The organism is Micromonospora sp. AP08 (assembly GCF_008085935.1).
GTDB lineage: Bacteria > Actinomycetota > Actinomycetes > Mycobacteriales > Micromonosporaceae > Micromonospora > Micromonospora chersina.
Genome location: NZ_VSEZ01000008.1, coordinates 18,249 through 43,651, shown reverse-complemented (window position 1 = coordinate 43,651; position 25,403 = coordinate 18,249). Strand labels below are relative to the sequence as shown.

The window sequence follows — 25,403 nt, the reverse complement described above, 5'->3', positions numbered from 1 at the left end:
CCCAAGATCCCCCCGATGGGGGCGGACAGTGACCCCAAGACGGTCAGGCCCGTCATGGTCGAGTAATCTGCGACCGTCGGTGACGCCTTTGCCGTCGGTGTCGAGCGAAACAATCACCGCGGCGCGCTAGGGAGGCAGGACCAGGTGGTCGCAAGGAGTTCGGAGGTACGGCCGTCGGCCGTACGGCACAGCGCTTCCTCGGGGGCCGGTGGGCGCCGGCGGCGTGGTGCCGGTCGACTCGCCGGGCTCGGTCTCGGCGGAGCCGCGCTGCTGGTTCTGCTCACCGGCTGCGACGTCGGCAAGACGTTCGGCGGCTTCGGGTGGCCGGAGGGCGGCATCACCCCCGAGTCGCACCGGATGTACGACCTCTGGATCGCGTCCTGCATCGCGGCCCTCGCGGTCGGCGTGTTCGTCTGGGGCCTGATCTTCTGGTGCGTGATCCGCTACCGGAAGCGCGGCAACGCCCTGCCGGTGCAGACCCGCTACAACCTGCCGATGGAGTTCCTCTACACCATCGCGCCGATCCTCGTGGTCTCCGTGCTCTTCTACTACACCGCGGTGGTGCAGACCGGCGTGGTGAAGGAGTCGAAGAACCCCGACGTCACCGTCGAGGTCGTCGCCTTCAAGTGGAACTGGCAGTTCAACTACCGCGACGGCCAGGGCCGCGACGCCAACACGGTCGCCTCGGTGCTGGGCACCAGCGAGGTCATCCCGGTGCTGGTCCTGCCGACCGGCAAGTCGATCCGGTTCGAGGAGCAGAGCCGCGACGTCATCCACTCCTTCTGGGTGCCGGAGCTGCTGTTCAAGCGCGACGTCATGCCGGGCAACATCCGCAACACCTTCGAGGTCTCCAGCATCGACGAGGAAGGCCACTTCGTCGGCCGCTGCGCCGAGCTGTGCGGCAGCTACCACGCCTTCATGAACTTCGAGCTGCGGGTCGTCTCGCCCGAGAAGTACGAGCAGTTCCTGGCTGCCAAGAAGGACGGCAAGTCGACGCAGGAGGCGCTCTCGGCGATCGGCGAGGACCCGTACGCCACCGAAACCAAGCCGTTCAAGACGCGGCGCAACACCGCCAACTTCAACCCGTCCGACGCGACGGCCGGCGCGGGAAGCTGAGGGGTCCGGCATGAAGACCGAGTGGAAGATCTTCCTCACCATCGCGACGTTCCTCCTCGGCGCGGCGATCCTCTACGGCGCGTGGACCTACGGTGACGGCGGCCGGGTCGAGTGGATCGGCACCGTGGCGCTGCTGCTGTCGTTCCTGCTCTGCGCCATGTGCGGCGGCTTCTTCTGGTTCGTCTCGCGCCGCATCGACCTGCGTCCCGAGGACCGGCCGGACGGCGAGATCGCCGACGGCGCCGGCGAGATCGGCTTCTTCAGCCCGGGCAGCTACTGGCCGTTCGGCCTGGCCCTGGCCGCCTCGATCGCCGGTCTCGGCCTGGTCTTCTGGCAGTTCTGGCTGATCGGCCTGGGCCTCGTGACGGTCGTCTTCGCCGCCTGCGGCCTGCTCTTCGAGTACTACTCGGGCACCCGCCGCACGGCCGAGCACTGACCCGACCCACCACCGGCAAGGCCCGCGCCCCTTCAGGGGCCGCGGGCCTTCCGCGTTTCCGCGCCTCCGCGCCCTCCCGCCGTGACGTGCCGTCCGCCTCGCCCTTTCGTGCGTCGATCATGAGGTTGGCGGCATGCTTCGCCCTTTTCGCCGCCGCCAACCTCATGATCGTCGAGGGCGCGCGAGGGAGCTTGGGCACCGTCCGGGCGCCGCGGTGTCAGCGTGCTGGGTCGCCGTCGGCCCGGGTCAGGCGGCGTGGCGGTGGGGGGTGCGGGTGGTGCGGGGGCGGCGGTGCAGCCGGGGCGCGGGGAAGGCGAAGGTGGCGATGAGCACGGCCGCGCCGCAGCCGGTGCAGACCAGCTCAGGGCAGTCGGCGTCGTGCCCGTCGACGCAGGGTGGCGCCTCGAAGAGCACGACGCCCTCGCAGCCGTCGCAGTAGAGCTCGCGGTCCGACACGGGCGTCTCCTCTCGCTCCGGTGCCCGTCGACGGGCGCTGGCGCCATCGGCGGAAAACGGAAAATTACTCCCGTGTAGTTTGGCACGCGGGTCCGACAAAACCGGCCGGCACCCGGGCTCAGAGCGCGCCGGCCACCTCGAGCCAGCGCTCCAGGGCGCCGGCGGCCGCGCCCGAGTCGATCGACTCGGTCGCCCGGACCAGGCCGGCGCGCAGCGCCTCGTGCAGGTCGCCGTCGAGCGGGCCCTGGGTGGCCAGCGCGACCGCGGCGTTCACCAGCACGGCGTCGCGGACCGGACCCGTCTCGCCGGCCAGCAGCCGCCGGACCACGCCGGCGTTGTACGCCGCGTCACCGCCGCGCAGGTCGGCCAGGGTGGCCCGGGGTACCCCGAGTTCCGTCGCGTCCAGCAGCGCCTCCCTGACGGCGCCCTGCTGGGCCACCCAGACGCGGGTGGGCGCGCCCGTGCTGAACTCGTCCAGCCCGTCCTCGCCGCGCACCACGATGACCGAGTCGCCCCGGGCGGCGAAGACGGCCGCCATCACCGGGGCCATCCGCGGGTCGAAGCAGCCCACGGCGCCGGCCCGCGGGCGGGCCGGGTTGGTCAGCGGGCCGAGGAAGTTGAACGCGGTGGGCACGCCGATCTCGCGGCGTACCGGGCCGGTGTGGCGCATGCCGGGGTGGAACCGGGCGGCGAAGCAGAAGCCGATGCCGGCCTCGGTGACGCAGCGGGCCACCTGCTCCGGGTCCAGGTCCAGCGGAACGCCGAGGTACTCCAGCACGTCCGCGGTGCCGCAGGACGACGAGGCGGCCCGGTTGCCGTGCTTGACCACGCGGACGCCGGCCCCGGCGACCACCAGCGCGGCCATGGTGGAGATGTTCACCGTGTGGGCGAGGTCGCCGCCGGTGCCCACCACGTCCAGCGCGCCGGCCCGGACCTCCTCGGGCAGCGTCACCGGGACGGCCCGGGTCAGCATGGCCTCGACCAGGCCGCCCAGCTCGGCCGGCGTCTCGCCCTTGGTGCGCAGGGCCACGGCGAAGCCGGCGATCTGGGCCGGGGTGGCCGAGCCGGCCATGATCTCGCCCATCGCCCAGGCGGTGTCGGCGGTGGAGAGCTCCTCACCGCGCAGCAGCGCGTTGAGCAGAAGCGGCCAGGTCCGTTCGCCCATGGCGGGCCTCCCGAGCGGGGGTGTGAGCGGGTGTGGCGGCCGTCATCCGGTCCGTGGCCGACGGGCGGCTCGGCGGGCGGGATCATGGCTGGTGGCCGTCATCCGTCCGTCGGCGCCGTCCGGCCTGGGCCGGATCATGGCCGGGGTCGGCGCCACGGCCGCGTCGCCGTGGCGCCGGGACGACGGCTCCGGGTCGCGGCGCGGCGTCGGACGCGCCGGGCCTGGAGTCGTCGCCGGGTGGCTCAGGCCGCGGCGTGCGTGCGCCGCAGCAGCTCGGCGACGGTGGTGCCGGCGGTCACCGGGTCGAGCGGGTGGGTCAGGGTGGCGTCGACCTCGGCGTACGCGGCCAGCCAGCGGTCGGCGGCGCGCGCCAGCACCACGCACGTCGGCGGGGCGTCGTCCCGGTCGTCCTTGATCTGGCGGGCGATGCCGAGGCCGCCGCCGGGGCTCGCCTCGCCGTCGAGCAGGAGCAGGTCGATCTCGTAGTCGTCGACCAACCGGACGCAGCCGGCGTAGTCGTCGGCCTCGACGAACTCGATCTCGAGCCCGGGCGCGGGCCGGGTGCCCACGGCGAGTCGCATCCGGTCACGGACCTTCGGGTCGTCGCTGTAGAGCAGGACGGTGCAAAGACGATCGCTCATCGTGACGTGGCTCCCACCTCGTAGCTGCCCGCTGATCGTAGCGGGCGTCACATCCGACCGATCGCCCGGCCCTGGCGTACCCGTCGACGGCTCCAGGTCGCGGCGCGGCGTCAGACGCGCCGAGCTGGAGTCGTCGTAGTGGTCAGGCGCTCGCCTCCGCGGCGCGCTGGCGGGCCTCCTGGCGGTCCAGCTCGCGGTCCAGGCGGCGGGCCTCGCGCTCGGACTGCTTGATCCACTGCACGACCAGCACGGCCAGCATGGTGACGCTGACGAACTCGCCGCCGGCCCAGAGCACGCCGCCGGCGACCACCTGGTCGTTCCACGGGTCGGACCAGCTCAGGTGCAGCGACGGGTACCAGTCGCCACCCAGCAGGGTGGTGCTCTGCATGATGGTGAGCCCGAGCACGGTGTGGAACGGCACGGAGAGCAGCATGAGCAGCGCCCGGGCCGGGTACGGCCAGCGCCCGGGCAGCGGGTCCAGGCCGAGCAGCGGCCAGAAGAACACGCAGCCGGTCATGATGAAGTGCGCGTGCACCAGCTCGTGCGCCCACTCGTGCCGGAGGGTGATCTCGTACAGGCCGGTGAAGTAGAGGGCGAACGGGTTCACCACGAAGATGGCGAACGCCACCAGGGGGAAGCTGTAGACCCGGGCGATCCGGCTGTGCACGATCGCCAGCAGCCGCTTGCGCGGGCGCACCGGCAGGGTGCGCAGGGCGAGCGTCACGGGCGCGCCGAGCGCCAGGAAGATCGGCGCGATCATGGACAGCACCATGTGCTGGACCATGTGCACTGACAGCAGGGCGGTGTCGTATGCGCCCAGCCCGCTGACCGTGACCGCGGCGATGCCGCCCAGGCCCGGGACGAGGAAGCAGACGGTACGGACCACCGGCCAGCGGTCGCCGCGCAGCCGCAGCCGGTACACCCCGTAGAGGTAGAGGCCGGCGGCCAGCACCAGGCCGAGGGCGAGCCAACTGTCCAGCCGGGTCTCGGTCAGGACCCGGGCCACGGTGAACGGCGGCGGGACCGCCTCGCCCCCCGCCGCGAGTGTCGCCGGGGCCACCGAGGTGGCGGCGAAGATCGGATCGACGTGCAGCACGCTTTTCAGGGTAGGTCAGGCGAAGCGGACGACCCCGATCGGGCCACTGATGGCACAGGTTTGCCACCCCGCTGATCGTCGGTCCCGGTCAAGGGCAATAATGACCGCGTGACTGCGGCCCCAGCCATTGACAAGAGCCGGATCCACTCCCTGACCCGACCCAACATGGTCAGCGTCGGGACGATCGTGTGGCTCTCCAGCGAACTCATGTTCTTCGCGGCGCTGTTCGCGATGTACTTCTCGATCCGCGCGGCGGCGCCGGAGCAGTGGGAGAAGCACACCGAGATCCTGAACATCCCCTATGCGACCACCTTCACGGTGATCCTGGTGCTGTCCTCGGTGACCTGCCAGCTCGGTGTCTTCGCGGCCGAGAAGGGCGACGTCCACGCCCTCCGTCGGTGGTTCACGATCACCTTCGTGATGGGCCTCATCTTCGTCCTCGGCCAGGCGAACGAGTACCGCAACCTGGTGCACGAGGGTGTCAAGATCAACGAAGACGGTTACGGGTCGATGTTCTACCTGACGACCGGCTTCCACGGCCTGCACGTGACCGGCGGTCTGGTCGCGTTCGTCATCTTCATGATCCGCACCACCATGGGCCGGTTCACCCCGGCGCAGGCGACCTCGGCGATCGTCGTGTCCTACTACTGGCACTTCGTCGACGTCGTGTGGATCGGGCTCTACGCCATGATCTACTGGCTCCAGTGATCTTGGCGCGTCACGTACCGCGCCGCTGCTCCGTCCCCTGAGACAAGGTCCAACCGGTTAAGGACACAGGTCATGACTTCTGACAACGACCGCCGACGCGGTCTGCTCGCGCGCCTGCGCGGGCGGCCCGTAGCGCGCAGCAGGGGCCGCCGCCGGCTGGGTGCCGCGGTCCGGCTGGCCGCCGCGCTGATGCTGGCCGGCGGCGCCTACACCGTCTTCGCCCCCGGCGTGCAGGCGCAGGACAACCCGCCCCTGAGCGCCGCCGCCAACGAGGGCAAGGCGCTGTTCGACGTGAGCTGCGTGACCTGTCACGGTCGCAACGCCCAGGGCGTCGAGGGACGCGGTCCGAGCCTGATCGGCGTCGGGTCGGCCTCGGTCGAGTTCCAGGTCAGCAGCGGTCGCATGCCGATGGCCCGGCAGGAAGCCCAGGCCATGCGCAAGCCCCCGCAGTTCACCGACGAGCAGGTGCGCCAGCTCGGCCAGTACATCCAGGAGCTCGGCGGCGGCCCGCAGGTGCCGCAGGGTGACCTGCGTGAGGGCGCGAACCTCTCCACCGGTGGCGAGCTGTTCCGGATCAACTGCTCGCAGTGCCACGCCTTCGGCGCCGGCGGCGGTGCCCTCTCCTCGGGCAAGTACGCGCCGAGCCTGAAGCCGGCCAGCGACCGGCAGATCTACGCCGCCATGCTGAGCGGCCCGCAGAACATGCCGGTGTTCGGCGACAACCAGATCTCTCCGGAGCAGAAGGCGGACATCATCGCCTACATCCAGGAGACCCTGAAGCACGACCAGGACCAGGGCGGTTTCAACCTGGGCCGGTACGGCCCGTCGACCGAGGGTCTCGCGATCTTCCTGGTCGGCATCGTCGCGCTGGTCTTCGCGAGCCTGTGGATTGCGGGCAAGTCGTGACCGAGCGGATCATTCGTTTCAGTGCTGTGGCGCCGACCCCCGGCGTCACCCGTAGCGAGGTGACGGCATGAGCACCCACACCGAGCACCAGGCCCCGCAGGGCCGGGAGCCGCTCGACGTGAACGACCCCCGGCTCTCCCGGTTCGACATCGTCCAGGAGGGCGCGCGTCGGGACGACATCGAGATCGTCCACTACGAGGCGCAGGTGGTCCCGGGCAGCAAGGCGGAGCGCCGGCTGACCCGCACGGTCGCCACGATGTTCCTGCTGACCGGCGCCGCGGCCACCGCGTTCCTGGTCATCTACATCTGGTGGCCGTGGAAGTGGGAGGCCGGCCGCGGCGGCGACAAGTACTACACCCCGCTGCTCGGCGTGACCCTGGGCATCGCGCTCCTGGGGGTCGGCTTCGGCATCCTCACCTGGGGCAAGAAGCTGCTGCCCAAGGAGGTCTCGATCCAGGACCGGCACGACCAGCCGGGCTCCCCGGAGGACCGGAAGATCACCGGCGAGACGATGCTCTACATGGCCGACGAGCTCGGCGTGAAGCGCCGGCCGCTGCTCGGCATCTCGCTGCTCGCCGGCCTGGCGCCGGTCGGTGCGGTCGTCGCGGCGCCGCTGGTCGGTGGTCTGATCTCGCAGCCGCACAAGGACAACCAGATGTTCACCACCGGCTTCAAGCCGGCCTCGGACGGCAAGCGGATCCGGCTGGTCCGCGAGGACGGCCGGCCGATCCGTCCGGCGGACGTCAGCGTCGGCGGCCAGCTCACCGTGTTCCCGGGCATCGACGGCGGCGTCAGCAACAAGCACGCCGACTCGCCGACCCTGCTGATCCACCTGCGCGAGGACGACGCGCAGAAGTCGCGCGCCGCCAACGAGCGCAAGGGCCACGGCGACTACATGTGGGGCAACTACGTCGCGTTCTCCAAGATCTGCACGCACGCCGGTTGCCCGGCCAGCCTCTACGAGCAGCAGACCAACCGGCTGCTCTGCCCCTGCCACCAGTCGCAGTTCCTCATCACCGACAACGCCAAGCCGGTCTTCGGCCCGGCGAACCGGCCGCTGCCCCAGCTGCCGATCGAGGTGGACGAGGAGGGCTTCTTCGTGGCGAGGTCCGACTACACCGAGACCATCGGTCCCGACTTCTGGGAGCGGCCATGAAGCGCCGAAAGTTTGATGCGGCCGCGCTGCCGGCCAAGAGCGCCGGGGCGGTGGACGACCGCTTCCAGGTGGCGACCCCGCTGCGCAAGCTGCTGAACAAGGTCTTCCCTGACCACTGGTCCTTCCTGCTGGGCGAGATCGCGCTCTTCTCGTTCGTCGTCCTGCTGCTGACCGGCGTCTTCCTGACCTTCTTCTTCGAGCCGTCGATGACCGAGGTGGTCTACGACGGCAGCTACGCCCCGCTGCGGGGCACCCCGATGTCGGCCGCCTACGCCTCCAGCCTGGACCTGTCGTTCGACGTCCGGGGCGGTCTGATCATGCGGCAGATGCACCACTGGGCGGCCCTGCTGTTCATGGCCGCGATCGTGGTGCACATGCTCCGGGTGTTCTTCACCGGCGCGTTCCGCAAGCCGCGTGAGACGAACTGGATCATCGGTTCGCTGCTGTTCTGGGTCGGCTTCCTGGCCGGCTTCACCGGCTACTCGCTGCCGGACGACGGCCTCTCCGGCACCGGCCTCCGGATCGCCTCCGGCATCATCCTGTCGATCCCGGTGATCGGCTCCTGGGTCAGCTCGTCGATCTTCGGCGGGGAGTTCCCGGGCACCATCATCATCAGCCGGTTCTTCATCGCCCACGTGCTGCTCATCCCGGGCCTGCTGGTGGCGCTGATCAGCGCCCACCTGGGCCTGGTCTTCAAGCAGAAGCACACCCAGTGGCCCGGCCCCGGCCGGACCAACGAGAACGTGGTCGGCGAGCGGATGTTCCCGCGCTACGCGCTCAAGCAGGGCGGCTTCTTCATGGTCGTCTTCGGCGTGATCGCGCTCATGGGTGGCCTGTTCCAGATCAACCCGATCTGGTACTTCGGCCCGTACGAGGCGTGGGTGGTCTCGGCCGCCAGCCAGCCCGACTGGTACGTCATGTTCCTCGACGGCTCGACCCGACTCATGCCGGCCTGGGAGATCAGCATCCCGATCGGCGACGGGTACGTCATCCCGCCGCTGTTCTGGCCGACGGTCGTGCTCCCCGGCATCCTGGTGGGCCTGTCGACGATGTACCCGTTCCTGGAGGCGCGCCGCCTCAAGGACTACAAGCACCACAACCTGCTCCAGCGGCCCCGGGACGTGCCGGCCCGGACCGCGGTGGGCGCCATGGCGGTCTCCTTCTACATCGTGCTGACCCTCTCGGGCGGCAACGACGTCATCGCCGACAAGTTCCACATCAGCCTGAACGCGATGACCTGGGCCGGCCGCATCGGCCTGCTGGTCGTCCCGCCGCTGGCCTACTACTTCACCTACCGGATCTGCCTGGGTCTCCAGCAGCACGACCGGGAGGTGCTGGCCCACGGCGTGGAGACCGGCATCATCAAGCGGCTGCCCGACGGCCGGTTCGTCGAGGTCCACCAGCCGCTCACCCCGACCGACGGGCACGACGGCCACGGCCCCGCGCTGGACTACGTCGGCTGGGTGGTGCCGAAGAAGATGAACCGGCTCGGGGCCCTCGGCCCGGCCATCCGGGGCTTCTTCTACCCGATCGAGAAGCCGGCCGAGGCGCCGGTCTCGCCGGGGCACCCGCCGGTCGAGCCCCGACCGGAGCGGGAGGAGATCGGCAGCGGCGAGAGCCGCCGCTGACCCGCCCGGGTACGACTGACCGTGGCGCCCGCCGGATCATCCGGCGGGCGCCACGGCCGTTTCCGGCCCTGCCGTCCCGTTCCGTCCGCGGGACGCCCGTCGGCCCCGCTCCGGTGCCCCGCCACCCCCTGACACGGACGGGTGGAATCGCAGGAATAACCCCGGTCAGCCGGGTATCCGTGCGGTCCAACGTCTCAAGGGGGGGAAAGCATGTTGGGAATCAAACGCCTGGGCCTGCTGGCCGCGCTGGTGCTCGTGGGACTGGCACCAGCGACCGCGGCCCAGGCCGCGGCGCAGCCGTCGACGCAGGACACCCAGTACCTGCAGGCGCTGCACCAGGTGAACCTGTTCGAGATCACCGCGGGTAACCTGGCGCAACAGAAGGGCAAGAACCAGCAGGTCAAGGACCTGGGCAAGATGTTCGTCACGGACCACACCCAGCTGGACCAGACGGTGCAGTCCACCGCCCAGCAGCTCAACGTCCAGTTGCCGGCCGACCCGACCGCCGACCAGCAGAAGGTCCTGGACCGGCTGAACAACCTGAGCGGCGCCGAGTTCGACAAGGCGTGGGTGACGGCCCAGTTGGCCGGCCACGTCCAGGCCATCCAGGCCACGCAGACCGAGATCTCGCAGGGTTCCGAGCAGTCGGTGGTCCAGCTCGCCCAGGACGCCCTGCCGATCCTCCAGGCGCACTACGACGCGCTGGTGGCCCTGGCCCAGACCCTGGGCGTCCCGGTCCCGCAGACCAGCGGCAGCGGCACGCCCAGCCCGGGCGGCACCGGCACCGAGTCGCCGGCTCCGGGCGGCACCGAGTCGCCGGCCCCGGGTGGCACCGGCACCGAGGCGCCCGCTCCGGGCACCACGGAGACCCCGGCGCCCGGCCAGAGCTGACGCGAACGGCCCACGGTGGCCGGTCCGCCCCACGGGGGCGGGCCGGCCACCCGCGTGCGGTCAGTCGGCGTTGGCCAGCCCGATCGCGAACGCCTCCTCCAGGTCGTGCTGGGAGTAGGCCCGGAAGGCGATGTGCGACTCGGTGTTGATCACCCCGGGCACCTTGGAGATGCTGCCGGCGATGACCTGGGCGATCTGCTCGAACTCGCGGACCCGGACCATGGCGATCAGGTCGACGTGCCCGGCCACCGAGTAGACCTCGCTGACGCCGGGCAGGTTGGCCAGCGTCTCGGCCACCTCGGGAATGGAGTCGGTGGCGCAGTCGATCAGCACGATCGCGGTGATCACGGGACATTTCTCCGTTCGTCGGCGTCGAGGCCCATGCTAGAGGCTCCGTGGGTCACCGGGCCGCCGGGACGGTGAGGTCGCTGCCGGCCCGGATCACCTCGCTGAGGCGTTCCCCCGCGGCGACCGTCGCGCCGGGCCAGACGACCGACCGGTCCACCGCGCCGCGCACCACGGCGCCCGCCCCCACCACCGAGCGGGTCACCGGCCCGTCGACCGTGGCGGACGGGTCGACCAGGCCGCCGGGGCCGGCCGCGTGCAGGTTCGCGGCCAGGTAGTCGGCCGGGGTACCGGTGTCGTAGAAGATGCCCCGGTAGGGCAGCACGGTGAGCGCGCCGGCCGCCTCCGCCGGCCGCCAGACCGCCCGGACCAGGTCGCCGAAGGTCGGCGGCAGGTCCCGGACCAGCCGCCACGGCAGCAGCGAGAACCCGACGAACCGGTGGCCGTCGAAGGTGCCGGGGGCCGCCGGGTCGTCGGCCGGCTGGCCGAGCAGGCGTACGCTCCGCCCGTCCCAGCCGTCCAGCAGCGCCGCCACGTCCGGCCCCGGCGGGGCGTCCGGGTCGGCGAGGTACGCGTCGGCGTTGCCCACCAGCACCCCCCGCCCGGCGATCCAGTCGCGCAGGTTGCCCAGCCCGCCGGCGGTGCCGAGCGGGTCGCCCGGCTCGACCGACAGGTGCGCGCGGGCGCCCACGTGCGCCACCACCTGCCCGCCCAGGTAGCAGGCGTTCACCGCGACCCGGTCCGGCCCGGCCAGGCCCAGCCCGGCCAGCCGGTCCAGCGCGCGGTCGAGCAGCGGCACGTTGCCGACCGGGCAGAGTGCCTTCGGCAGGTGCTCGGTGAGCGGGCGCAGCCGGGTGCCCTCGCCGGCGGCGAGCACCACCGCGCAGACGTCCACGGCGGCCCGCCAGCCCGGCCCGGTCGCGGGAGCGGTCACGCCGCGGGTGGCGCCGCCGGCGGGACCTCACCCGCGCGCGGGCCGATGCCGTAGTGGCGGAGCAGGTTGGCGGTGGCCCGGCTCAGCCGGGGCAGGTCGTCCAGCGGGTGCCAGGCGGCCTCGAAGACCTCGGCGCCGTCCACCGCCAACTCGGTGCGGGAGGCCGGCACCTCCGCCTCGAAGACCACGTCCACCCAACCCTTGGCGTGCACCACGGCGTTCGGCACGGCCGGGCGGAGCCGCTCGGGGGAGAGCCGGATGCCGGACTCCTCGTACAGCTCGCGGGCCGCCCCGACCACCGGCGCCTCGCCGCGTTGCAGCAGGCCGGCCGGGAGCGTCCAGCTGTGGCCGGGCGGCTGGCGCAGCAGCAGGAGCCGGCCGGGCCCCTCGGCCTCGGCGTCCCGGACCAGGGTGACCGCGCCGACGATGTACTTCGGCACGGCGAGCCGGACCAGTCGGCGCCGCAGCGGCACCGGGAGCCGGTAGAAGATCTGGTAGCCGAGGGCCCGTCCGGTGGCACGCGCGCGGGGGATCATGCCTGTAAGGCTAGTGGCCGGGTCGCGCCGGTGGATGAGCGGAGCTCGCCTACTGCCGGTGGTCGACCAGATCGATCAGCTGCTGGACCACCGTGTCCGGCTCGACGGTGCGGTCGAAGACCGCCACGAGCAGGGTCTCCAGGTCGGGGTAGCCCAGCTCCTCGGAGAGCCGCAGCAGCGGCAGGTCGCTGGCCAGGCCCCGGTCGTGCTTGCGCAGCGCCAGACCGATGGTGGCCCGGCCGAGGCGGACCTTGTCGGCGATCGAGATGCCGGGCTCGGTGTGCTCGGCGAACCAGCGGTTGATCTGCATCTGGGCGTGCGGGGACTTGACGAAGCCCAGCCACTCGCGGCGCGGCCCGCGCGGCGCCACGTCGACCTCGAAGCCGCTCTCCGCGTCGCTCTCGGTGAAGATCTCCACCACGTCGCCCTCCTCCAGCTCGGAGGAGAGCGGGGCCAGCCGGCCGTTGATCCGCGCGGCGAGGCAGTGGTCGCCGCGCTCGGTGCCCAGCTCGTAGGCGAGGTCGACCGGGGTGGCTCCGGCCGGCAGCACCACCTGCCGCCCGTCGGCGACCACCTGGATCTGCGCCTCGGCCAGGTCGCAGCGGAGCGACTCCATGAACTGGGTGGGGTCGACCGTCTCCTGCTCCCAGTCGAGCACCCGGCGCAGCCAGGCCAGCTCGTCCGCCCGGTCGCCCGGCCGGCCGGTGGCGCGCGGGAAGCGGTAGTGGGCGGCGACGCCGTATTCCGCCGAGCGGTGCATCTCCTCGGTGCGGATCAGCACCTCGACGGTCCGGTCCTGCGGCCCGCAGACGCTGGTGTGCAGGGAGCGGTAGAGGTTGTTCTTGGGAGAGGCGATGAAGTCCTTGAAGCGGCCCGGCACCGGCCGCCAGAGCCCGTGCACCGCGCCGAGCGCGGCGTAGCAGTCGGTGGCCGGACCGTCCACCACGATGGCGATGCGGGGCAGGTCGTAGGGCGCGGCGTGGTCGCCGGCCACCGTGTCCTTCCAGATCGAGTAGAGGTGCCGGGGGCGGGGACCGACCTCGGCGTCCACCCGGCTGCGGCGCAGCGCCACCCGGGTCTTCGCCACCACGTCGTCCAGGTAGGTGTCCCAGCCCGGCCGGTCGTGCACGAAGCGGGCGATCCGCGCGTGCTCCTCCGGCCGCAGGTGCAGCAGCACCACGTCGTCCAGCTCGCGTTTGAGGGTCTGGATGCCCAGCCGGTCGCAGAGCGGGACGAGCACCTCCTGGGTCTTGCGGGCGATCCGCTCCCGCGAGGCGGCCGAACGGACCCCGAGGGTGCGCATGTTGTGCAGCCGGTCGGCCAGCTTGATGATCAGCACCCGGACGTCCTTGCCGGCCGCCACGATCATCTTGCGGACGGTCTCCGCCTCGGCGGCCTTGCCGTAGAACGCCTTGTCGAACTTGGTCACCCCGTCGACCAGGTGCGCGACCTGGCGGCCGAAGTCCTCCTGGAGCGCCTGGAGGGTGTAGCGGGTGTCCTCGACGGTGTCGTGCAGCAGGGCGGCGACCAGGGTGGTGGTGTCCATCCCAAGGTCGGCGCAGATCTGGGCGACCGCGAGCGGGTGGGTGATGTACGGCTCGCCGCTCTTGCGGAACTGGCCGCGGTGCATGTTCTCGGCGATCGTGTAGGCCCGCCGCAGCACCGACGCGTCGGCGCTGGGATGGATGCCCCGGTGGGCGCGGACCAGCGCGGTGACCGGATCGCCGTCGGTGGTGGGCCAGGTGAGCAGGGAGCGCAGCCGGCGGGAGAGCGGAAGCTCGCCGGGCTGGGTCGGAAGGGCGCCGCCCAGGGCGGCGCCGTGTCCGGCGTCGACGTCCACCTGGGACACCTCCTCACCCCGGCCCCGGGTCGCCGGAACCGGCAACCGGGAGCAGGCCCGCGAATCGGGCAGGACTGCACTTCTCTAACAGCCTAAGGGAGTTGACGTAGTCCGATCGGACACTTGGTCATGGGCGTTCGGTCGAGAGTTGGTGGGACGCGCCGTTTTCCGCCTTGGTCAACAGGTCCCGGAACCGGCCCGCGCCGGCGACCGGCGAGGCCCACCCGGTTGAGGTCTCCACGAGCCGGGTCTCCGGTCGCTCCAACCAGGACAGGATCCGCTCGGTCTCCTCGGCGGTGGCGGCCGGCACCGGGCCGTGCCCGGGCAGGACCGTCTCGGCGGTGGCCCGGATCGCGGTGATGGTCGGTCGCGGGTGGACACCCGGCGGGGACACCCCGGCCCCGGCCAGCCGGCCGTGCCGGACCAGGGCCAGCTCCCAGCCGCCCCGGGCGGCCGGGCGGGCGGCGGCCAGCTCGGCGATGCCGGTCAGCGCGGCCAGCCGCTGCATCCGGACCGCCGCGCGCAGCACCGCGGCGAGCCGGCCGCGGACCACCGCGGCCTCCTCGTAGCGCCGGGCGTCGGAGAGCACCTCGATCCGGGCCAGCAGGGCGTCCACCACCACCTGCGGGTCGTCCCGGGTGGCGGTGCGGAACGGGACGGCGGCGCGGTGGTCGTACTCCTCGGGGGTGATCCGGTGCTCGCAGGGCGCCGGGCAGCGACCCAGCTCGGCCAGCGCGCAGGCCGGCATGGTGGTGCGCCGGGACAGCCGGTGCGTGCACTGCCGCAGCGGCACCGCGTCGTGGAACCCGGCGGCGGCCAGCTCGGCGGCCTGCTTGGAGCGGAACGGGCCGAGGTAGGCCGAGTCGGTGGGGGCCAGGTCGCGCACGATCGACAACCGGGGGTACGCCTCGTCGGTCAGCTTCAGCCAGACCTGGCGCTCGGGATACTTCGACCGCCGGTTGTACGGCGGCGCGTGCGCGGCGATCAGCCGCAGCTCGCGCACCTCGGCCTCCAGCGAGTGGGCGCACTCGACGGCCTCCACCCGCTCGGCGGCCGCCAGCATCTCCGAGATCCGGGCCCGCTTCTCCCCGGCGGTGAAGTAGCTGCGCACCCGGGTGGCGATGTCGCCGGAGGTGCCGACGTAGAGCGGCCGGTCGTCGGCGGCCCGGAAGATGTAGACCCCGGGCACCTTCGGCAGCCCCTCGGCGAGGTGCCGCTTGCGACGCTGGGTCGGGGTGACCGCCCGGGCGAACTCGATGGCCTCGCCGACGGTGTCGACCCGGTGCCCGCCGAGCCGGCCGATCAGCCCGTGCAGCACGTCGACGGTCGCCTTGGCGTCGTCGAGCGCCCGGTGGGTCGGCTGGGTGGCGGTGCGGAAGTAGGCCGCCAGGGTGCCCAGCTTGCGGTTGGGCACCTCGTCGCGGGTGAGCACGCGGCGGGCCAGCGCGGCGGTGTCCAGCACCCGCGGGTTGGGCCAGGTGTAGCCGTGCCGGGCGCAGGCGGCCTTGAGGAAGCCCACGTCGTAGGGCGCGTTGTGGGCCACCAGCACGGCGTCGGTGATGAACTCCAGGAAGCTCGGCAGCACCTGCTCGATCGGCGGGGCGGGGAGCAGCATGGCCTGGGTGATACCGGTCAGCACGGTGATGAACGGCGGGATCGGCACCCCCGGGTTGACCAGGGTGGCGAGCACACCCAGCTCCTCGCCGCCGCGCACCTTGACGGCGCCGATCTCGGTGATCCCGCCGCCGTCCGGCGCGCCGCCGGTGGTCTCCAGGTCGACCACCACGAAGGTGGTCGCGTAGAGCGGCAGCGCGGGGTCGACCCCCGTGCCCGCCGCCCGGTCCAGGCCGGCCAGCGCCTCCTGGACGTACTCCGCTCGCGTCACCCGCGGCACCCTAGCGGCGGGGTCCGACACTCCCGTCCCACCAGTCCCAATCGCTACCACGGCGGTAGGATGAGAGATCGGCTCACTCACCGGGCGGTGGGCCCGTTCGGGGTGGGAGACTTGCCACATGCCCCTCACCGAGCCGCACGACGACCACTCCTCCGCGGAGGAGCCGGTGGTCGGCGCGCACGACGCCGGTGAGAGCCCCTCGGCCCCGCTGGAGCCGGAGCCGACCCTGCCCGAGCCGGTCCGGCAGCGGATCGTGGCGCTCACCGCCGCGGTGCTGCCCGCCCTGGCCGCCGACGAGGTGCCGGTGCCGCTGCGCCGGGTGGCCAAGTTCGCCCCCAACCGGCGCGCCCGGCTCGGCGCCCCGGCCATCGCCGCCCAGCTCACCGGCGACCCGCTGTTCCGGCAGCGGGTCACCGCCCGGGTGCTCGCCGACGCCGGCGACCTCGGCGCGGCCGTGGTGGAGGGCACCGCCCCGGCGGCGGCCGACCCGGTCGAGGTGGCCGCCCTGGCCTACCTGGCCCGGCCCCGGGGCTGGCGGGAGCTGATCGAGGCCAGCGGCGCCGCGGTGCGCGCCGAGGCGGACAGCGCGGTGGTGGCCGAGCTGGTCCGCGAGGCCGAGCAGCGGGCCACCCGCGCCGAGCACGACCGGGCGGTGGCCCGGGTGGAGGCGGAGAAGCTCCGCGACGAGCTCGCCCGGGTCCGGGAGGAGCTGGGCCAGCTCCGCGAGGAGGCCCGGCAGCTCGCCCGTACCCTGCGGGAGACCCAGGCCCGGGAGCGCAAGGCCACCGAGATGCTGGCCACCGAGCGGGGCCGGGCGGCCCGCGCGGCGGCCGACGCCGACGCGGAGCTGCGCCGCGCCCGGGCCCGGCTGGCCGAGGCGGAGGCCGCGGCCGGGGTGGCCCGGGTCAGCGCCAAGGAGGCCCGCTCGGTCGACGAGGCGAAGCTCTGGCTGCTGCTGGAGACGATCGGCCAGGCCGCCGTCGGGCTCCGCCGCGAGCTGGCCCTGGATCCGGTGGAGAAGCTGCCCGCCGACTTCGTGGCCGACGCGTTCGCCGACCAGTCGGCGGCCACCCCGGCCGGGGCCGCGGCCCGGGCGCGGGACACCGACGACCCGGCCCGGCTCGACCAGCTGCTCGCCCTGCCCAAGGCGCACCTGGTGGTGGACGGTTACAACGTCACCAAGCGGGGCTTCGGCGAGATGTCGCTGGAGCAGCAGCGCAAGCGGCTGATCAGCGGGCTGGGCGGGATCGCCGCGCAGACCGGCGACGAGGTCACCGTGGTCTTCGACGGCGCCGAGCGCATCCACGGGCTGCCGCCCACGCCGCGCGGGGTGCGAGTGCTCTTCTCCCGCAAGGGGGAGACGGCCGACGAGCTGATCCGCCGGCTGGTCCGCGCCGAGCCGGCCGGCCGGCCGGTCGTGGTGGTCTCCTCCGACCGCGAGGTCGCCGACGGGGTACGCCGGCACGGCGCCTACCCGCTCGGCGCCGACTCGCTGCTGCGGCGGCTCGCCCGGTCCTGAGGGCCGATGATCGGATTCGGGGTGGGTGCTGCCTCGTTGTCCGGTTCTGTCACACCCTCGGCCTAGCCTCGTGGTGACCGACGGTGGTGGACAGCTCTCCGGTCCGCCACCGGCCACGCGTCAGGAGGCGTTGATGCTCATCGACTGCGACACCTGCGGGATCCGCGGCGCCGGGTGCTCCGGCTGCCTGGTGACCGCGCTGCTCGACACCGGCGCCACGGCGGCCGACCTGGGCCCCGCCGAGCACCGGGCGATCGAGGTGTTCGCCCGGGCCGGGTTCGAGGTGCAGGTGCTGCCCGCCCCGCCCGCTCCCCGGAAGCCGGTCCGCCGCCGCCGGGTCGCCTGATCCGCCGCGGCACCGCGGCCACCCGGCCCGCGCCGGGCCTTAGGATGGGCCCTCACGGCGGGAGGGGAGCGGCATGACGCGGGCACGGCGGGTGGGGCGGTGACCCCGCGCGGCTGGGCGGTGCTGACCCTGGCCGGGCTGGCCGTGGCGCTGCTCGTCGCCGCGGCGCTGCTGGTGCCGTGGAGCCGGCCACCGGCGCCCCGCGCCGACCAGCTCGCGGCGCTGCGCGCGCTCCCCGTCGACCAGGTGGCCCGGGGCCGGGCCTTCCACGGCGCGCTGCGCCCCGCCGGCTGGTCGGCGCTCGCCGTCGGCCTGGTGGTGGCCCTGGTGCTCGGGCTCACCCCGCTCGGCGGCCGCCTGGTCGAGCTGGCCGGCCGGCCCTTCGGCGGCCACTGGACGGCCCAGGCGGTGCTCGGCGGGCTGGCCGTGATGTTCCTCGCCGACCTGCTCACCCTGCCCTTCGCCGCCTGGCGGCAGACCGTGCTGACCCGCTACGGGCTGAGCACCCAGGGCTGGGGCGGCTGGACGGTCGACCTGCTCAAGTCGTACGCGGTCAGCGCCGTCATCGGCGCGCTCGTCCTGCTCGGCTTCTACACGGTGGTCCGGCTCTCCCCGCGCTGGTGGTGGGCGTTCGGCGCGGCCGGCGCCGCCGCCCTCGTGGTGCTGCTGTCGTTCGTGCTGCCGGTGCTGGTCGAGCCGGTGTTCAACCGGTTCACCCCCATGGAGCCCGGCCCGCTGCGCACCGAGCTGACCAGCCTGGCGGCCCGGGACGGCGTGCCGGTACGCGACGTCCTGGTCGCCGACGCCTCGCGGCGGACCCGGGCGGTCAACGCGTACGTGTCCGGGTTGGGGCCGACCCGGCGGGTGGTCGTCTACGACACCCTGCTCCGCGAGGCGGACCCGGCGGAGGTGACCAGCGTGGTCGCCCACGAGCTGGGGCACGCCAAGGACCGGGACGTCTGGACCGCCACCCTCATCGGGGCGCTGGGCGCCGCCGCCGCGGTGGTGGCGCTCTACCTGATCGGCTCCTGGACGCCGCTGCTGCGGCTGGCCGGCGTCGACTCGATCGCCCAGCCCCGGGCGTTCCCGCTGCTGATCGCGCTGGTCACGGTGGTCGGCCTGGTGGCCACGCCGGTGCAGGCGCTGGTCTCCCGGCGGGTGGAGGCCCGCGCCGACGCGCACGCGCTGGCGCTCACCGGCGACCCGGCCACCTTCGAGGCGATGCAGCGCCGGCTGGCCGGGGTGAACCTGTCCGACCCCGACCCGCCGCGCTGGGAATACCTCTGGTCGGCGTCCCACCCGTCCACCGTGGAGCGGATGGCCGCCGCCCGCGCCTACGCCAGGGAGTCCGGCGGATGAGCCGCACCTTGCTGATCACCAACGACTTCCCGCCCCGCCCCGGCGGCATCCAGTCGTTCGTGCACAACCTGGCGGTGCGCCAGCCACCGGGCTCCGTGGTGGTCTACGCGTCGAGCTGGCGCGGCGCGGCCAAGTTCGACGCCGACCAGCCGTTCGAGGTGGTCCGGGAGCGCACCAAGGTGCTGCTGCCCACCCCGCTGGTGGCCCGCCGGGCGGCGCGGCTGGCGCGGGCGTACGACTGCGACACGGTGTGGTTCGGCGCGGCGGCCCCGCTGGGGCTGCTCGCGGCGGGGCTGCGCCGGCGGGCCGGGATCCGCCGGGCGGTGGCGCTCACCCACGGGCACGAGGCCGGCTGGGCCACGCTGCCCGGCGCCCGGTCGGCGCTGCGCCGGATCGGCCGGGGCGTGGACGTCACCACCTACCTCGGCGAGTACACCCGGGTCCGGCTGGCCCGGGTGCTCGACGGGGTGACCGAGCTGCGCCGGCTCGCCCCGGGCGTCGACGTGGACACCTACCACCCGGGCGTCGACGGCGAGCGGGTGCGGCTGCGGCTGGGGCTGGCCGACCGGCCGGTCGTGGTGTGCGTCTCGCGCCTGGTCCCGCGCAAGGGACAGGACATGCTCATCCGGGCGATGCCGGAGATCCGCCGCCGGGTGCCGGACGCCGCGTTGCTGGTCGTCGGCGGCGGCCCCTACCGGGCGACGCTGGCGAAGCTGGCCCGGCACACCGGGGTGGAACGGGACGTGGTGTTCACCGGGTCGGTGCCCTCGGCCGAGCTGCCCGCCCACTACGCGGCCGGCGACGTCTACGCGATGCCCTGCCGCACCCGCAACCGCGGCCTGGACGTCGAGGGCCTGGGGATCGTCTACCTGGAGGCCAGCGCGACCGGGCTGCCGGTGGTGGCCGGCGACTCCGGCGGCGCGCCGGACGCGGTCCGCGAGGGCGAGACCGGTTACGTGGTCCGCGGCCGGGACGTGGCCCAGCTCGCCGACCGGGTGGCGACCCTGCTCGCCGACCGGGACCTGGCCCGGCAGTTCGGCGCGGCCGGCCGGGCCTGGGTGGAGCGCGAGTGGCGCTGGGAGACCCAGGCCGAGCGGATGGCCGCCCTGCTGGCCGGCTGACCCACGGGCGGCCCGCCGGGCCGCAGCGGCGGTTCAGGTGCGACGCCGGCGGCCCCGGCGTCGTGCCGGGGCCACCAGGTGGCGTACCTGCACGGTGAGGACGGCCGCCGGCCGCGCACCCCGGCCTGACCGGGCTCAGGAGGCGGTGTCGGTCAGGGCGGGGGAGCGGCCCAGGTGCGGCACGGCCGGTCCGGGGCGGCCGAAGTGCCAGCCCTGCCCGGCGTCGCAGCCGATCGCGCGCAGCCGGTCCGCCTGGTCGGCGGTCTCCACCCCCTCGGCGGTCACGGTCAGGCCGAGGGCGTGCGCCAGGGAGACCAGCGAGGCGAGGATCCGCTCGTTGGTGCGGCTGCCCGGGTCGTCGGCCGGTGCGCGCAGCCCGGCCACGAACTCGCCGGCCACCTTCAGCTCGCTCACCGGCAGGTCCCGCAGGTACGCCAGGTTGCAGTAGCCGGTGCCGAAGTCGTCGATGGCGACCCGGACGCCGAGGTCGGCCAGCACCCGCAGGGCGCGGACCGGCTCCGCGACGGTGCTCATCATGGTGCTCTCGGTGATCTCCAGTTGCAGCCGTTCGGGGGGCAGGCCGGTGCGCCCCAGCACGCCCTGCACCTCCTGCACCAGCCCGGGCCGGTGCAGCTGGCGGACGGCCAGGTTGACGCTGACGAACGGGGCGTCGGCCGCCCCGGCCGCCCAGGTCCCCGCCTCGCGGCAGGCCTCGGCGAGCACCCAGCTGCCGAGCCGGACGATCAGGCCGGTCTCCTCGGCGAGCGGGATGAAGCTGTCCGGGCGGAGCACGCCCAGCTCGGGGTGGCGCCAGCGGACCAGCGCCTCCATGCCGACCACCCGGCCGTCGCGCAGCCCGGTCAGCGGCTGGTAGTCGAGGTAGAACTCGCCCCGGTCCAGGGCCGCGGGGATCGCCGCGGAGAGGGCGTAGCGGGCCAGCTCGCGGCGGTTGCGGTCGGCGTCGAAGATCGACCAGCGGGCCCCGCCGGCCGCCTTGGCCCAGTGCAGGGTGCTGTCCGCCGCGCGCATCAGCTCCATGGGCGACGTGCCGGCCACCTGCCGCTCCACGATGCCGATGCTGGCCGACACGGTCAGCTCGTGCCCGTCGACGAGCGCCGGCTCGCTCACCGCCGCCAGGGCCGCCTCGGCCACCTTGACCACGTCCTCGGTGCAGCCGGTGCGCTCGACCAGGATGACGAACTCGTCGCCGCCGAGCCGGGCCACCAGGTGCTCGCCGAGCGCCCGCCGCAGCCGCCGCGCCACCGAGACCAGCAGCGAGTCGCCGACCTGGTGGCCGAGGGAGTCGTTGACGACTTTGAACCGGTCCAGGTCGAGGAAGCAGACCCCGATCCGGTCGGCGCCCCGCCCGGGCGCGGTGATCGCGGTGGTGAGCCGCTCGGTGAACAGGGTGCGGTTGGGCAGGTCGGTCAGCGGGTCGTGGGTGGCCTGGTGCCGGAACCGGGCCTCGCTGTCCCGCAGCGCCCGTTCGGCCTGTGCCCGGGCCACCATGGCGGCCCGCCGGATGGCCTCCTGCTCGTCGAGCGTGCGGTCGCGCAGGGCGCGGGCGTACCCGGTGGCGACGGTGCCGAGCAGCCGGGCCATCCGGTCCTCGACGTCGTCGACGGCCAGGTCGAGGTCCCGGACCAGGCGGAGCTGGATCACCTCGATGGTGCGGCCGAGCCCCTCGGCGGAGGCGATGTGCGCCTGCACCAGCTCGGCCCCGACCTGCTGGCCGATCCGCAGGTCGAACGGGTCGGCGCGGAGCGCCAGCGCCAGCCGCTCGGTGAGCCGCTGGAGCAGCGCCTCCAGCTGGGCCTGGGTCATCGGCAGGTAGCTGGTCCCGGAGACCGCCTTGGCCCAGGCCCGGGCGAAGGCACCGGGGCGGGAGCGGGTGGTGGCGGTGGCCCCGGCGTCACCCACCGAGCCGCCCGACCCCACCCATGAAGACCGCCTGCGCGGCGTTCTCCGCGTGCTCCGGCGCGTCCGGCCGCCACTCCGGCACCCACACCACGCCCGGCTCGACCAGGTCGAAGCCGGCGAACAGCGCGGTCAACTCGGCCCGGCTGCGGATGAAGAGCTGGTTGTCGGTGCGCCGGTAGACCCGTTCGGCCTCGGCCCGCTCGCCGGTGCCGGCCCGGCCGTCGTCGCTGGCCTGCGACAGCACCAGGTAGCTGCCGGGGGCCAGCGCCGCGCGCAGCGTCCGCAGGAACGCCTCCGGGCGGTCCGCGTCCGGGATGAAGTGCAGCACCGCCACGATCATCACGGCGACCGGCTGGGAGAAGTCCAGCAGCCGGAGGACGTCGGGATGGCGGAGGATCGCCTCGGGCCGGCGCAGGTCCTCCTGGACCACCGCGGCCCGGTCGTTGCCGGCCAGGATCTCCTGGCTGTGCGCCACGGCGACCGGGTCGACGTCGACGTAGACCACCCGGGACTCCGGGTCGATCCGCTGGGCGATCTCGTGCACGTTGCCGACGGTCGGGATGCCGGAGCCGATGTCGAGGAACTGGCGTACCCCGGAGTCGGCGAGGAACTGCACCGCCCGGCGGAGGAAGGCCCGGTTGGCCTGCGCCATCAGCGGGGCCTCCGGCACCGCCTCCACCATGGCCCGGGCCGCGGCCCGGTCGGCCGCGAAGTTGTGCGAGCCGCCGAGGTAGTAGTCGTACATGCGGGCCACGCTGGGGCGCTCGATGTCGATGGTCTCGGGTGCCCAGTCCGGCCGCTGCATGCGCTTGCCCCTTTGTGTCGCCGACGCGCGGGGGTCACCGCCGCGCGGATCACCCGGGTATTCTGCCCGCCCGGCGTCGCCGTGCAAAGACCGCCGTCGCTACGCGTCCGGCCCCTCACCGTACGCGGTCGGGGGCGCCCGGAATGCCGGAGAGGCCCGCGTCCGGGGTGCGGACGGGGGCCTCTCCGGCGTCGAGCTGGTGGGACGCCGTCAGAACTTCGGGGCGTCCGGGGCCTCCAGCAGCCCCAGCCGCAGCGCGGTCATCAGGGCCTGGGCGCGGTTGGCGGCGCCGAGCTTCTCGTAGAGCTTCGAGATGTGCGTCTTGGCGGTCGACTCGCTGACGAACAGCTGCTTGGCGATGCCGGCGACGCTCATGCCGTCGGCGAGCAGCCGCAGCACCTGACCCTCGCGGGGGGACAGCTGCGGGCCGGACGGGGCCAGCCGGCGCTTCATGGCCTCGGCCAGGTCGGCCGCGGTGAACGCGCTGGGGGAGGAGGCGGCGTGCCGGGCGGCGGCCACCACCTCGTCGGCCGGGGCGGTCTTCGGCACGAACGCGCTGGCCCCCGCCTCCAGGGCGCCGAAGAGCTGGTCGTCGCCGGCGTACATGGTGAGCACCACGATGCCCATCGACGCGCTGGACTTGCGCAGGGCGCGGGTGGCCTCGAGGCCGCTGCCGTCGGGCAGCCGCAGGTCCATGATCACTACGTCCGGCTGGAGCGCGCCGGCCTGGCGCACACCCTCCGCGGCCGTGGCGGCCTCGCCCACGACCTCGAACTGCCGGTCCCGCTCGAAGGCGTGCCGCAGACCCTTGCGGATCAGATCGTGATCGTCGACAAGGAGCACCTTGGTCCGGGTGGCCGGTGTCGGGCTGGTGGTCATCCTCGGGTTACTCCCCTTCTGCTGCTGCGCTGCCGCGCACCTTATCGCGCCGGGGCGAGGTGCCAAGTACCACCGCCACGGTCGTGCCGCTGGGTTGCCGCGGCCTGATCTCCAACCGGCCCCGGATACGTTCCGCCCTCTCGGCCATGATCGCAAGACCGTAGTGCCCGTCGGGGCGCTGGTCACCGATGCCGTGACCGTCATCCGACACTTCGATCTGGGCGTACGGGGGGTCCACCTCACACGTGACCCACAGATTCGCCGCCCCGGCGTGCTTGCGGGCGTTGGTCACCGCCTCCTGCGCGATGCGCAGCAGTTCGGCCTCGGTGGCGGCGGGCAGCCGGGCGGTGGACTCGTCCAGGGACAGGTGCACCCGCAGGCCGCCGGAGGCGCCGACGGTGCGGGCGTACTCGGCGATGGCGGCGGCCAGGCCGCCGTGCCGGTCCACCTCGCTGCGCAGCTCGAACAGGCTGAGCCGCAGCTCGGTGATCACCCGGGTGACCTCCTGGCGCAGGGTGCGCAGCGAGTCGGCGGTCTCCTCGGCGTCGTCGTGCACCGTGGCCAGGGCGTTGTCGATGCCGTAGCCGACCATCACCAGCTCCTGGGCGACCCCGTCGTGGATCTCCCGGGCCAGCCGCTGCCGCTCCTCGTTGGTGGCCAGCGAGCGCACCTCGTCGAAGAGCAGCGCGGCCTCCAGGCGCAGCGCGGCCGGGCCGGTCAGCGCGGTCACCCGGGACACCACGGGCGGCGGGTACGCGTGCGCGGTGTCCGCCTCGACGACCACCAGGCCGACCGTGCGCACCCCGGCGACCAGCGGCACGATCAGCGCCGAGACCTCGCCCGAGGCCCGGGAGCGGGCCTGCGAGCGGGCCGAGGTGGTCGGCTGCTGGCTGGCCCAGGCGTCGGCGATGGCCGAGTCGGCGTCGAGCGTGGTCTCCCAGTCGACCCGGTCCGCGCCGATCTGGGCGAGCACCACGAGCCGGCCGCCCCCGCTGGCCGACAGCACCGCGCCCCGGTCGGTCTTGGCCACCACCCGCAGCTCCTCCAGCAGGTGCTCGGAGATGCCGCCCGGGTCCAGGGTGGCGCCGGGAAGCTGGCGGGCGACCGTGCGGAGCTGGGTGAGCAGCCGGGTCGCCTCCGCGTACGGCTGGGGCTTGCCCTCGCCGCGGACCCGCATCACCCGCTGGAGCGTGCCGGCCGTGTAGAGGCCGAGGCCGGCCAGGATCAGCCACTGCGCGCAGACCGCCAGGTAGCCGAGCTGGCGCAGCTGCGGCTCACCGGCGACCTCGGTGAAGGCCGCGCTGACCAGCAGGGTGGCCGCCGCCACCACGAGCAGGGCCGCGCCCTCGCGGAACCGGCGGCGCAGCGCGGTCACGGTGACCGGCACGGCGAGGTACGGCAGCACCGCCGAGGCGCCCAGCCCGCCGGTCACCCCGGTGAGGTGGGTGTCGGCGGCGACCTGGCTGGCGGCCAGCCCGAGCACCATCACCTCGGCGAATCGGCTGATCGGGGCGAGCAGCCGGTGCTGCGGCGCCAGTACGGCGGGCAGCCCGGCCACGCCGAGCAGGGCGATCCACCACAGCTGGGCGGGGTCGCGGGTGGCGAACAGGGTCAGGGCGGCGACCAGCGCGAGGATGACCACGCGCGCCGCGGCCGCCAGGGGCTGGGTCGGCGGCTGGCTGGGTGTCGAGGCGGGCACCTGACGG

24 protein-coding genes are annotated in these 25,403 nt (G+C 73.7%); 11 read left to right on the top strand and 13 right to left on the bottom strand.

Annotated elements, in window-relative coordinates:
* The first annotated feature begins 144 nt into the window (after positions 1–144).
* Both coxB and FXF50_RS15435 read left to right on the top strand, forming a co-directional pair.
* A complete protein-coding gene (gene coxB / locus FXF50_RS15440) occupies positions 145–1,116 on the top strand; it encodes a cytochrome c oxidase subunit II (RefSeq protein ID WP_148428403.1) in 972 nt (323 codons plus the stop codon).
* 10 nt (positions 1,117–1,126) lie between these two features.
* Complete coding sequence (locus FXF50_RS15435; RefSeq protein WP_148428401.1) at positions 1,127–1,552, top strand: cytochrome c oxidase subunit 4; 426 nt, start codon at positions 1,127–1,129, stop codon at positions 1,550–1,552.
* Positions 1,553–1,798: 246 nt separating this feature from the next.
* On the opposite strand, the gene FXF50_RS15430 is transcribed toward FXF50_RS15435, so the two are convergent.
* From FXF50_RS15430 to FXF50_RS15415, 4 genes are all read right to left on the bottom strand, one after another.
* Positions 1,799–2,008, bottom strand: coding sequence for a hypothetical protein (locus FXF50_RS15430; RefSeq protein WP_148428399.1), 210 nt, complete (start codon positions 2,006–2,008; stop codon positions 1,799–1,801).
* A 118-nt stretch (positions 2,009–2,126) separates the two neighbouring features.
* Positions 2,127–3,173 (bottom strand): anthranilate phosphoribosyltransferase, encoded by a 1,047-nt coding sequence (trpD, locus tag FXF50_RS15425; protein ID WP_148428397.1) that lies wholly within the window; start codon positions 3,171–3,173, stop codon positions 2,127–2,129.
* Positions 3,174–3,415: 242 nt separating this feature from the next.
* On the bottom strand, positions 3,416–3,814 hold the full coding sequence (locus tag FXF50_RS15420) for a hypothetical protein (RefSeq protein ID WP_091320070.1): 399 nt from the start codon (positions 3,812–3,814) through the stop codon (positions 3,416–3,418).
* A gap of 142 nt (positions 3,815–3,956) precedes the next feature.
* The gene (locus tag FXF50_RS15415) at positions 3,957–4,910 is read right to left on the bottom strand and encodes a cytochrome c oxidase assembly protein (RefSeq protein WP_148428395.1); all 954 of its coding nucleotides are present in this window, start codon (positions 4,908–4,910) and stop codon (positions 3,957–3,959) included.
* Between the two features lie 108 nt (positions 4,911–5,018).
* Here FXF50_RS15415 and FXF50_RS15410 point away from each other — a divergent pair, with 108 nt between their 5' ends.
* The 5 genes from FXF50_RS15410 to FXF50_RS15390 all read left to right on the top strand — a co-directional run bounded on the left by FXF50_RS15410 (position 5,019) and on the right by FXF50_RS15390 (position 10,199).
* Positions 5,019–5,618, top strand: coding sequence for a heme-copper oxidase subunit III (locus FXF50_RS15410; RefSeq protein WP_091320077.1), 600 nt, complete (start codon positions 5,019–5,021; stop codon positions 5,616–5,618).
* Between the two features lie 72 nt (positions 5,619–5,690).
* Positions 5,691–6,524, top strand: a complete 834-nt coding sequence (locus FXF50_RS15405; RefSeq protein WP_148428393.1) for a cytochrome c — start codon at positions 5,691–5,693, stop codon at positions 6,522–6,524.
* Between the two features lie 67 nt (positions 6,525–6,591).
* A complete protein-coding gene (locus FXF50_RS15400; RefSeq protein ID WP_148428391.1) occupies positions 6,592–7,680 on the top strand; it encodes a ubiquinol-cytochrome c reductase iron-sulfur subunit in 1,089 nt (362 codons plus the stop codon).
* The gene (locus FXF50_RS15395; protein ID WP_148428389.1) at positions 7,677–9,308 is read left to right on the top strand and encodes a cytochrome b N-terminal domain-containing protein; all 1,632 of its coding nucleotides are present in this window, start codon (positions 7,677–7,679) and stop codon (positions 9,306–9,308) included. The genes FXF50_RS15400 and FXF50_RS15395 overlap by 4 nt, the downstream gene beginning before the upstream one ends.
* Positions 9,309–9,518: 210 nt before the next feature.
* Positions 9,519–10,199 carry a DUF4142 domain-containing protein gene (locus FXF50_RS15390; protein WP_148428387.1) on the top strand — a complete coding sequence of 227 codons (681 nt, stop codon included), beginning with the start codon at positions 9,519–9,521 and terminating at the stop codon, positions 10,197–10,199.
* A 60-nt stretch (positions 10,200–10,259) separates the two neighbouring features.
* Here FXF50_RS15390 and FXF50_RS15385 read toward each other — a convergent pair whose 3' ends face one another.
* The 5 genes from FXF50_RS15385 to FXF50_RS15365 all read right to left on the bottom strand — a co-directional run bounded on the left by FXF50_RS15385 (position 10,260) and on the right by FXF50_RS15365 (position 15,739).
* Positions 10,260–10,547, bottom strand: coding sequence for an Lrp/AsnC family transcriptional regulator (locus tag FXF50_RS15385; protein ID WP_091122500.1), 288 nt, complete (start codon positions 10,545–10,547; stop codon positions 10,260–10,262).
* A gap of 52 nt (positions 10,548–10,599) precedes the next feature.
* Positions 10,600–11,478 (bottom strand): sugar phosphate nucleotidyltransferase, encoded by an 879-nt coding sequence (locus FXF50_RS15380; RefSeq protein ID WP_255510043.1) that lies wholly within the window; start codon positions 11,476–11,478, stop codon positions 10,600–10,602.
* Positions 11,475–12,014, bottom strand: coding sequence for an NUDIX hydrolase (locus FXF50_RS15375; RefSeq protein ID WP_148428385.1), 540 nt, complete (start codon positions 12,012–12,014; stop codon positions 11,475–11,477). Before FXF50_RS15375 ends, FXF50_RS15380 begins: the two co-directional genes overlap by 4 nt.
* Before the next feature lie 49 nt (positions 12,015–12,063).
* On the bottom strand, positions 12,064–13,854 hold the full coding sequence (locus FXF50_RS15370; RefSeq protein WP_148428383.1) for a bifunctional (p)ppGpp synthetase/guanosine-3',5'-bis(diphosphate) 3'-pyrophosphohydrolase: 1,791 nt from the start codon (positions 13,852–13,854) through the stop codon (positions 12,064–12,066).
* 127 nt (positions 13,855–13,981) lie between these two features.
* Positions 13,982–15,739: a DEDD exonuclease domain-containing protein gene (locus tag FXF50_RS15365; RefSeq protein ID WP_148428381.1), complete on the bottom strand. Its 1,758-nt coding sequence runs from the start codon at positions 15,737–15,739 to the stop codon at positions 13,982–13,984.
* Positions 15,740–15,866: 127 nt separating this feature from the next.
* Between FXF50_RS15365 and FXF50_RS15360 the strand changes: the two genes are divergently transcribed.
* The 4 genes from FXF50_RS15360 (at position 15,867) to FXF50_RS15345 (ending at position 20,093) form a co-directional block, all read left to right on the top strand.
* On the top strand, positions 15,867–17,267 hold the full coding sequence (locus FXF50_RS15360) for an NYN domain-containing protein (RefSeq protein WP_148428379.1): 1,401 nt from the start codon (positions 15,867–15,869) through the stop codon (positions 17,265–17,267).
* Between the two features lie 133 nt (positions 17,268–17,400).
* On the top strand, positions 17,401–17,613 hold the full coding sequence (locus FXF50_RS15355; protein WP_148428844.1) for a hypothetical protein: 213 nt from the start codon (positions 17,401–17,403) through the stop codon (positions 17,611–17,613).
* A 99-nt stretch (positions 17,614–17,712) separates the two neighbouring features.
* A complete protein-coding gene (locus tag FXF50_RS15350; protein WP_148428377.1) occupies positions 17,713–18,972 on the top strand; it encodes a M48 family metallopeptidase in 1,260 nt (419 codons plus the stop codon).
* Positions 18,969–20,093: a glycosyltransferase family 4 protein gene (locus FXF50_RS15345; protein WP_148428375.1), complete on the top strand. Its 1,125-nt coding sequence runs from the start codon at positions 18,969–18,971 to the stop codon at positions 20,091–20,093. The genes FXF50_RS15350 and FXF50_RS15345 overlap by 4 nt, the downstream gene beginning before the upstream one ends.
* 135 nt (positions 20,094–20,228) lie before the next feature.
* Here the strand turns inward: FXF50_RS15345 and FXF50_RS15340 are convergent, their stop codons facing one another.
* The 4 genes from FXF50_RS15340 to FXF50_RS15325 form a co-directional block, all read right to left on the bottom strand.
* Positions 20,229–21,917, bottom strand: coding sequence for a bifunctional diguanylate cyclase/phosphodiesterase (locus FXF50_RS15340; protein WP_255510066.1), 1,689 nt, complete (start codon positions 21,915–21,917; stop codon positions 20,229–20,231).
* An 88-nt stretch (positions 21,918–22,005) separates the two neighbouring features.
* On the bottom strand, positions 22,006–22,818 hold the full coding sequence (locus tag FXF50_RS15335; protein ID WP_148428371.1) for an SAM-dependent methyltransferase: 813 nt from the start codon (positions 22,816–22,818) through the stop codon (positions 22,006–22,008).
* Positions 22,819–23,028: 210 nt separating this feature from the next.
* Positions 23,029–23,697: a response regulator transcription factor gene (locus tag FXF50_RS15330; protein ID WP_007072219.1), complete on the bottom strand. Its 669-nt coding sequence runs from the start codon at positions 23,695–23,697 to the stop codon at positions 23,029–23,031.
* Between the two features lie 7 nt (positions 23,698–23,704).
* The gene (locus tag FXF50_RS15325) at positions 23,705–25,396 is read right to left on the bottom strand and encodes a GAF domain-containing sensor histidine kinase (protein WP_148428369.1); all 1,692 of its coding nucleotides are present in this window, start codon (positions 25,394–25,396) and stop codon (positions 23,705–23,707) included.
* Positions 25,397–25,403: the final 7 nt, after the last annotated feature.

Coding starts and splice junctions, on each gene's coding strand:
- FXF50_RS15435 (WP_148428401.1), top strand. CDS start 1,127: ATGAAGACCGAGTGGAAGATCTTCCTCACCATCGCGACGTTCCTCCTC.
- trpD (WP_148428397.1), bottom strand. CDS start 3,173: ATGGGCGAACGGACCTGGCCGCTTCTGCTCAACGCGCTGCTGCGCGGT.
- FXF50_RS15420 (WP_091320070.1), bottom strand. CDS start 3,814: ATGAGCGATCGTCTTTGCACCGTCCTGCTCTACAGCGACGACCCGAAG.
- FXF50_RS15405 (WP_148428393.1), top strand. CDS start 5,691: ATGACTTCTGACAACGACCGCCGACGCGGTCTGCTCGCGCGCCTGCGC.
- FXF50_RS15400 (WP_148428391.1), top strand. CDS start 6,592: ATGAGCACCCACACCGAGCACCAGGCCCCGCAGGGCCGGGAGCCGCTC.
- FXF50_RS15395 (WP_148428389.1), top strand. CDS start 7,677: ATGAAGCGCCGAAAGTTTGATGCGGCCGCGCTGCCGGCCAAGAGCGCC.
- FXF50_RS15390 (WP_148428387.1), top strand. CDS start 9,519: ATGTTGGGAATCAAACGCCTGGGCCTGCTGGCCGCGCTGGTGCTCGTG.
- FXF50_RS15375 (WP_148428385.1), bottom strand. CDS start 12,014: ATGATCCCCCGCGCGCGTGCCACCGGACGGGCCCTCGGCTACCAGATC.
- FXF50_RS15360 (WP_148428379.1), top strand. CDS start 15,867: ATGCCCCTCACCGAGCCGCACGACGACCACTCCTCCGCGGAGGAGCCG.
- FXF50_RS15355 (WP_148428844.1), top strand. CDS start 17,401: ATGCTCATCGACTGCGACACCTGCGGGATCCGCGGCGCCGGGTGCTCC.
- FXF50_RS15345 (WP_148428375.1), top strand. CDS start 18,969: ATGAGCCGCACCTTGCTGATCACCAACGACTTCCCGCCCCGCCCCGGC.
- FXF50_RS15340 (WP_255510066.1), bottom strand. CDS start 21,917: ATGACCCAGGCCCAGCTGGAGGCGCTGCTCCAGCGGCTCACCGAGCGG.
- FXF50_RS15335 (WP_148428371.1), bottom strand. CDS start 22,818: ATGCAGCGGCCGGACTGGGCACCCGAGACCATCGACATCGAGCGCCCC.
- FXF50_RS15330 (WP_007072219.1), bottom strand. CDS start 23,697: ATGACCACCAGCCCGACACCGGCCACCCGGACCAAGGTGCTCCTTGTC.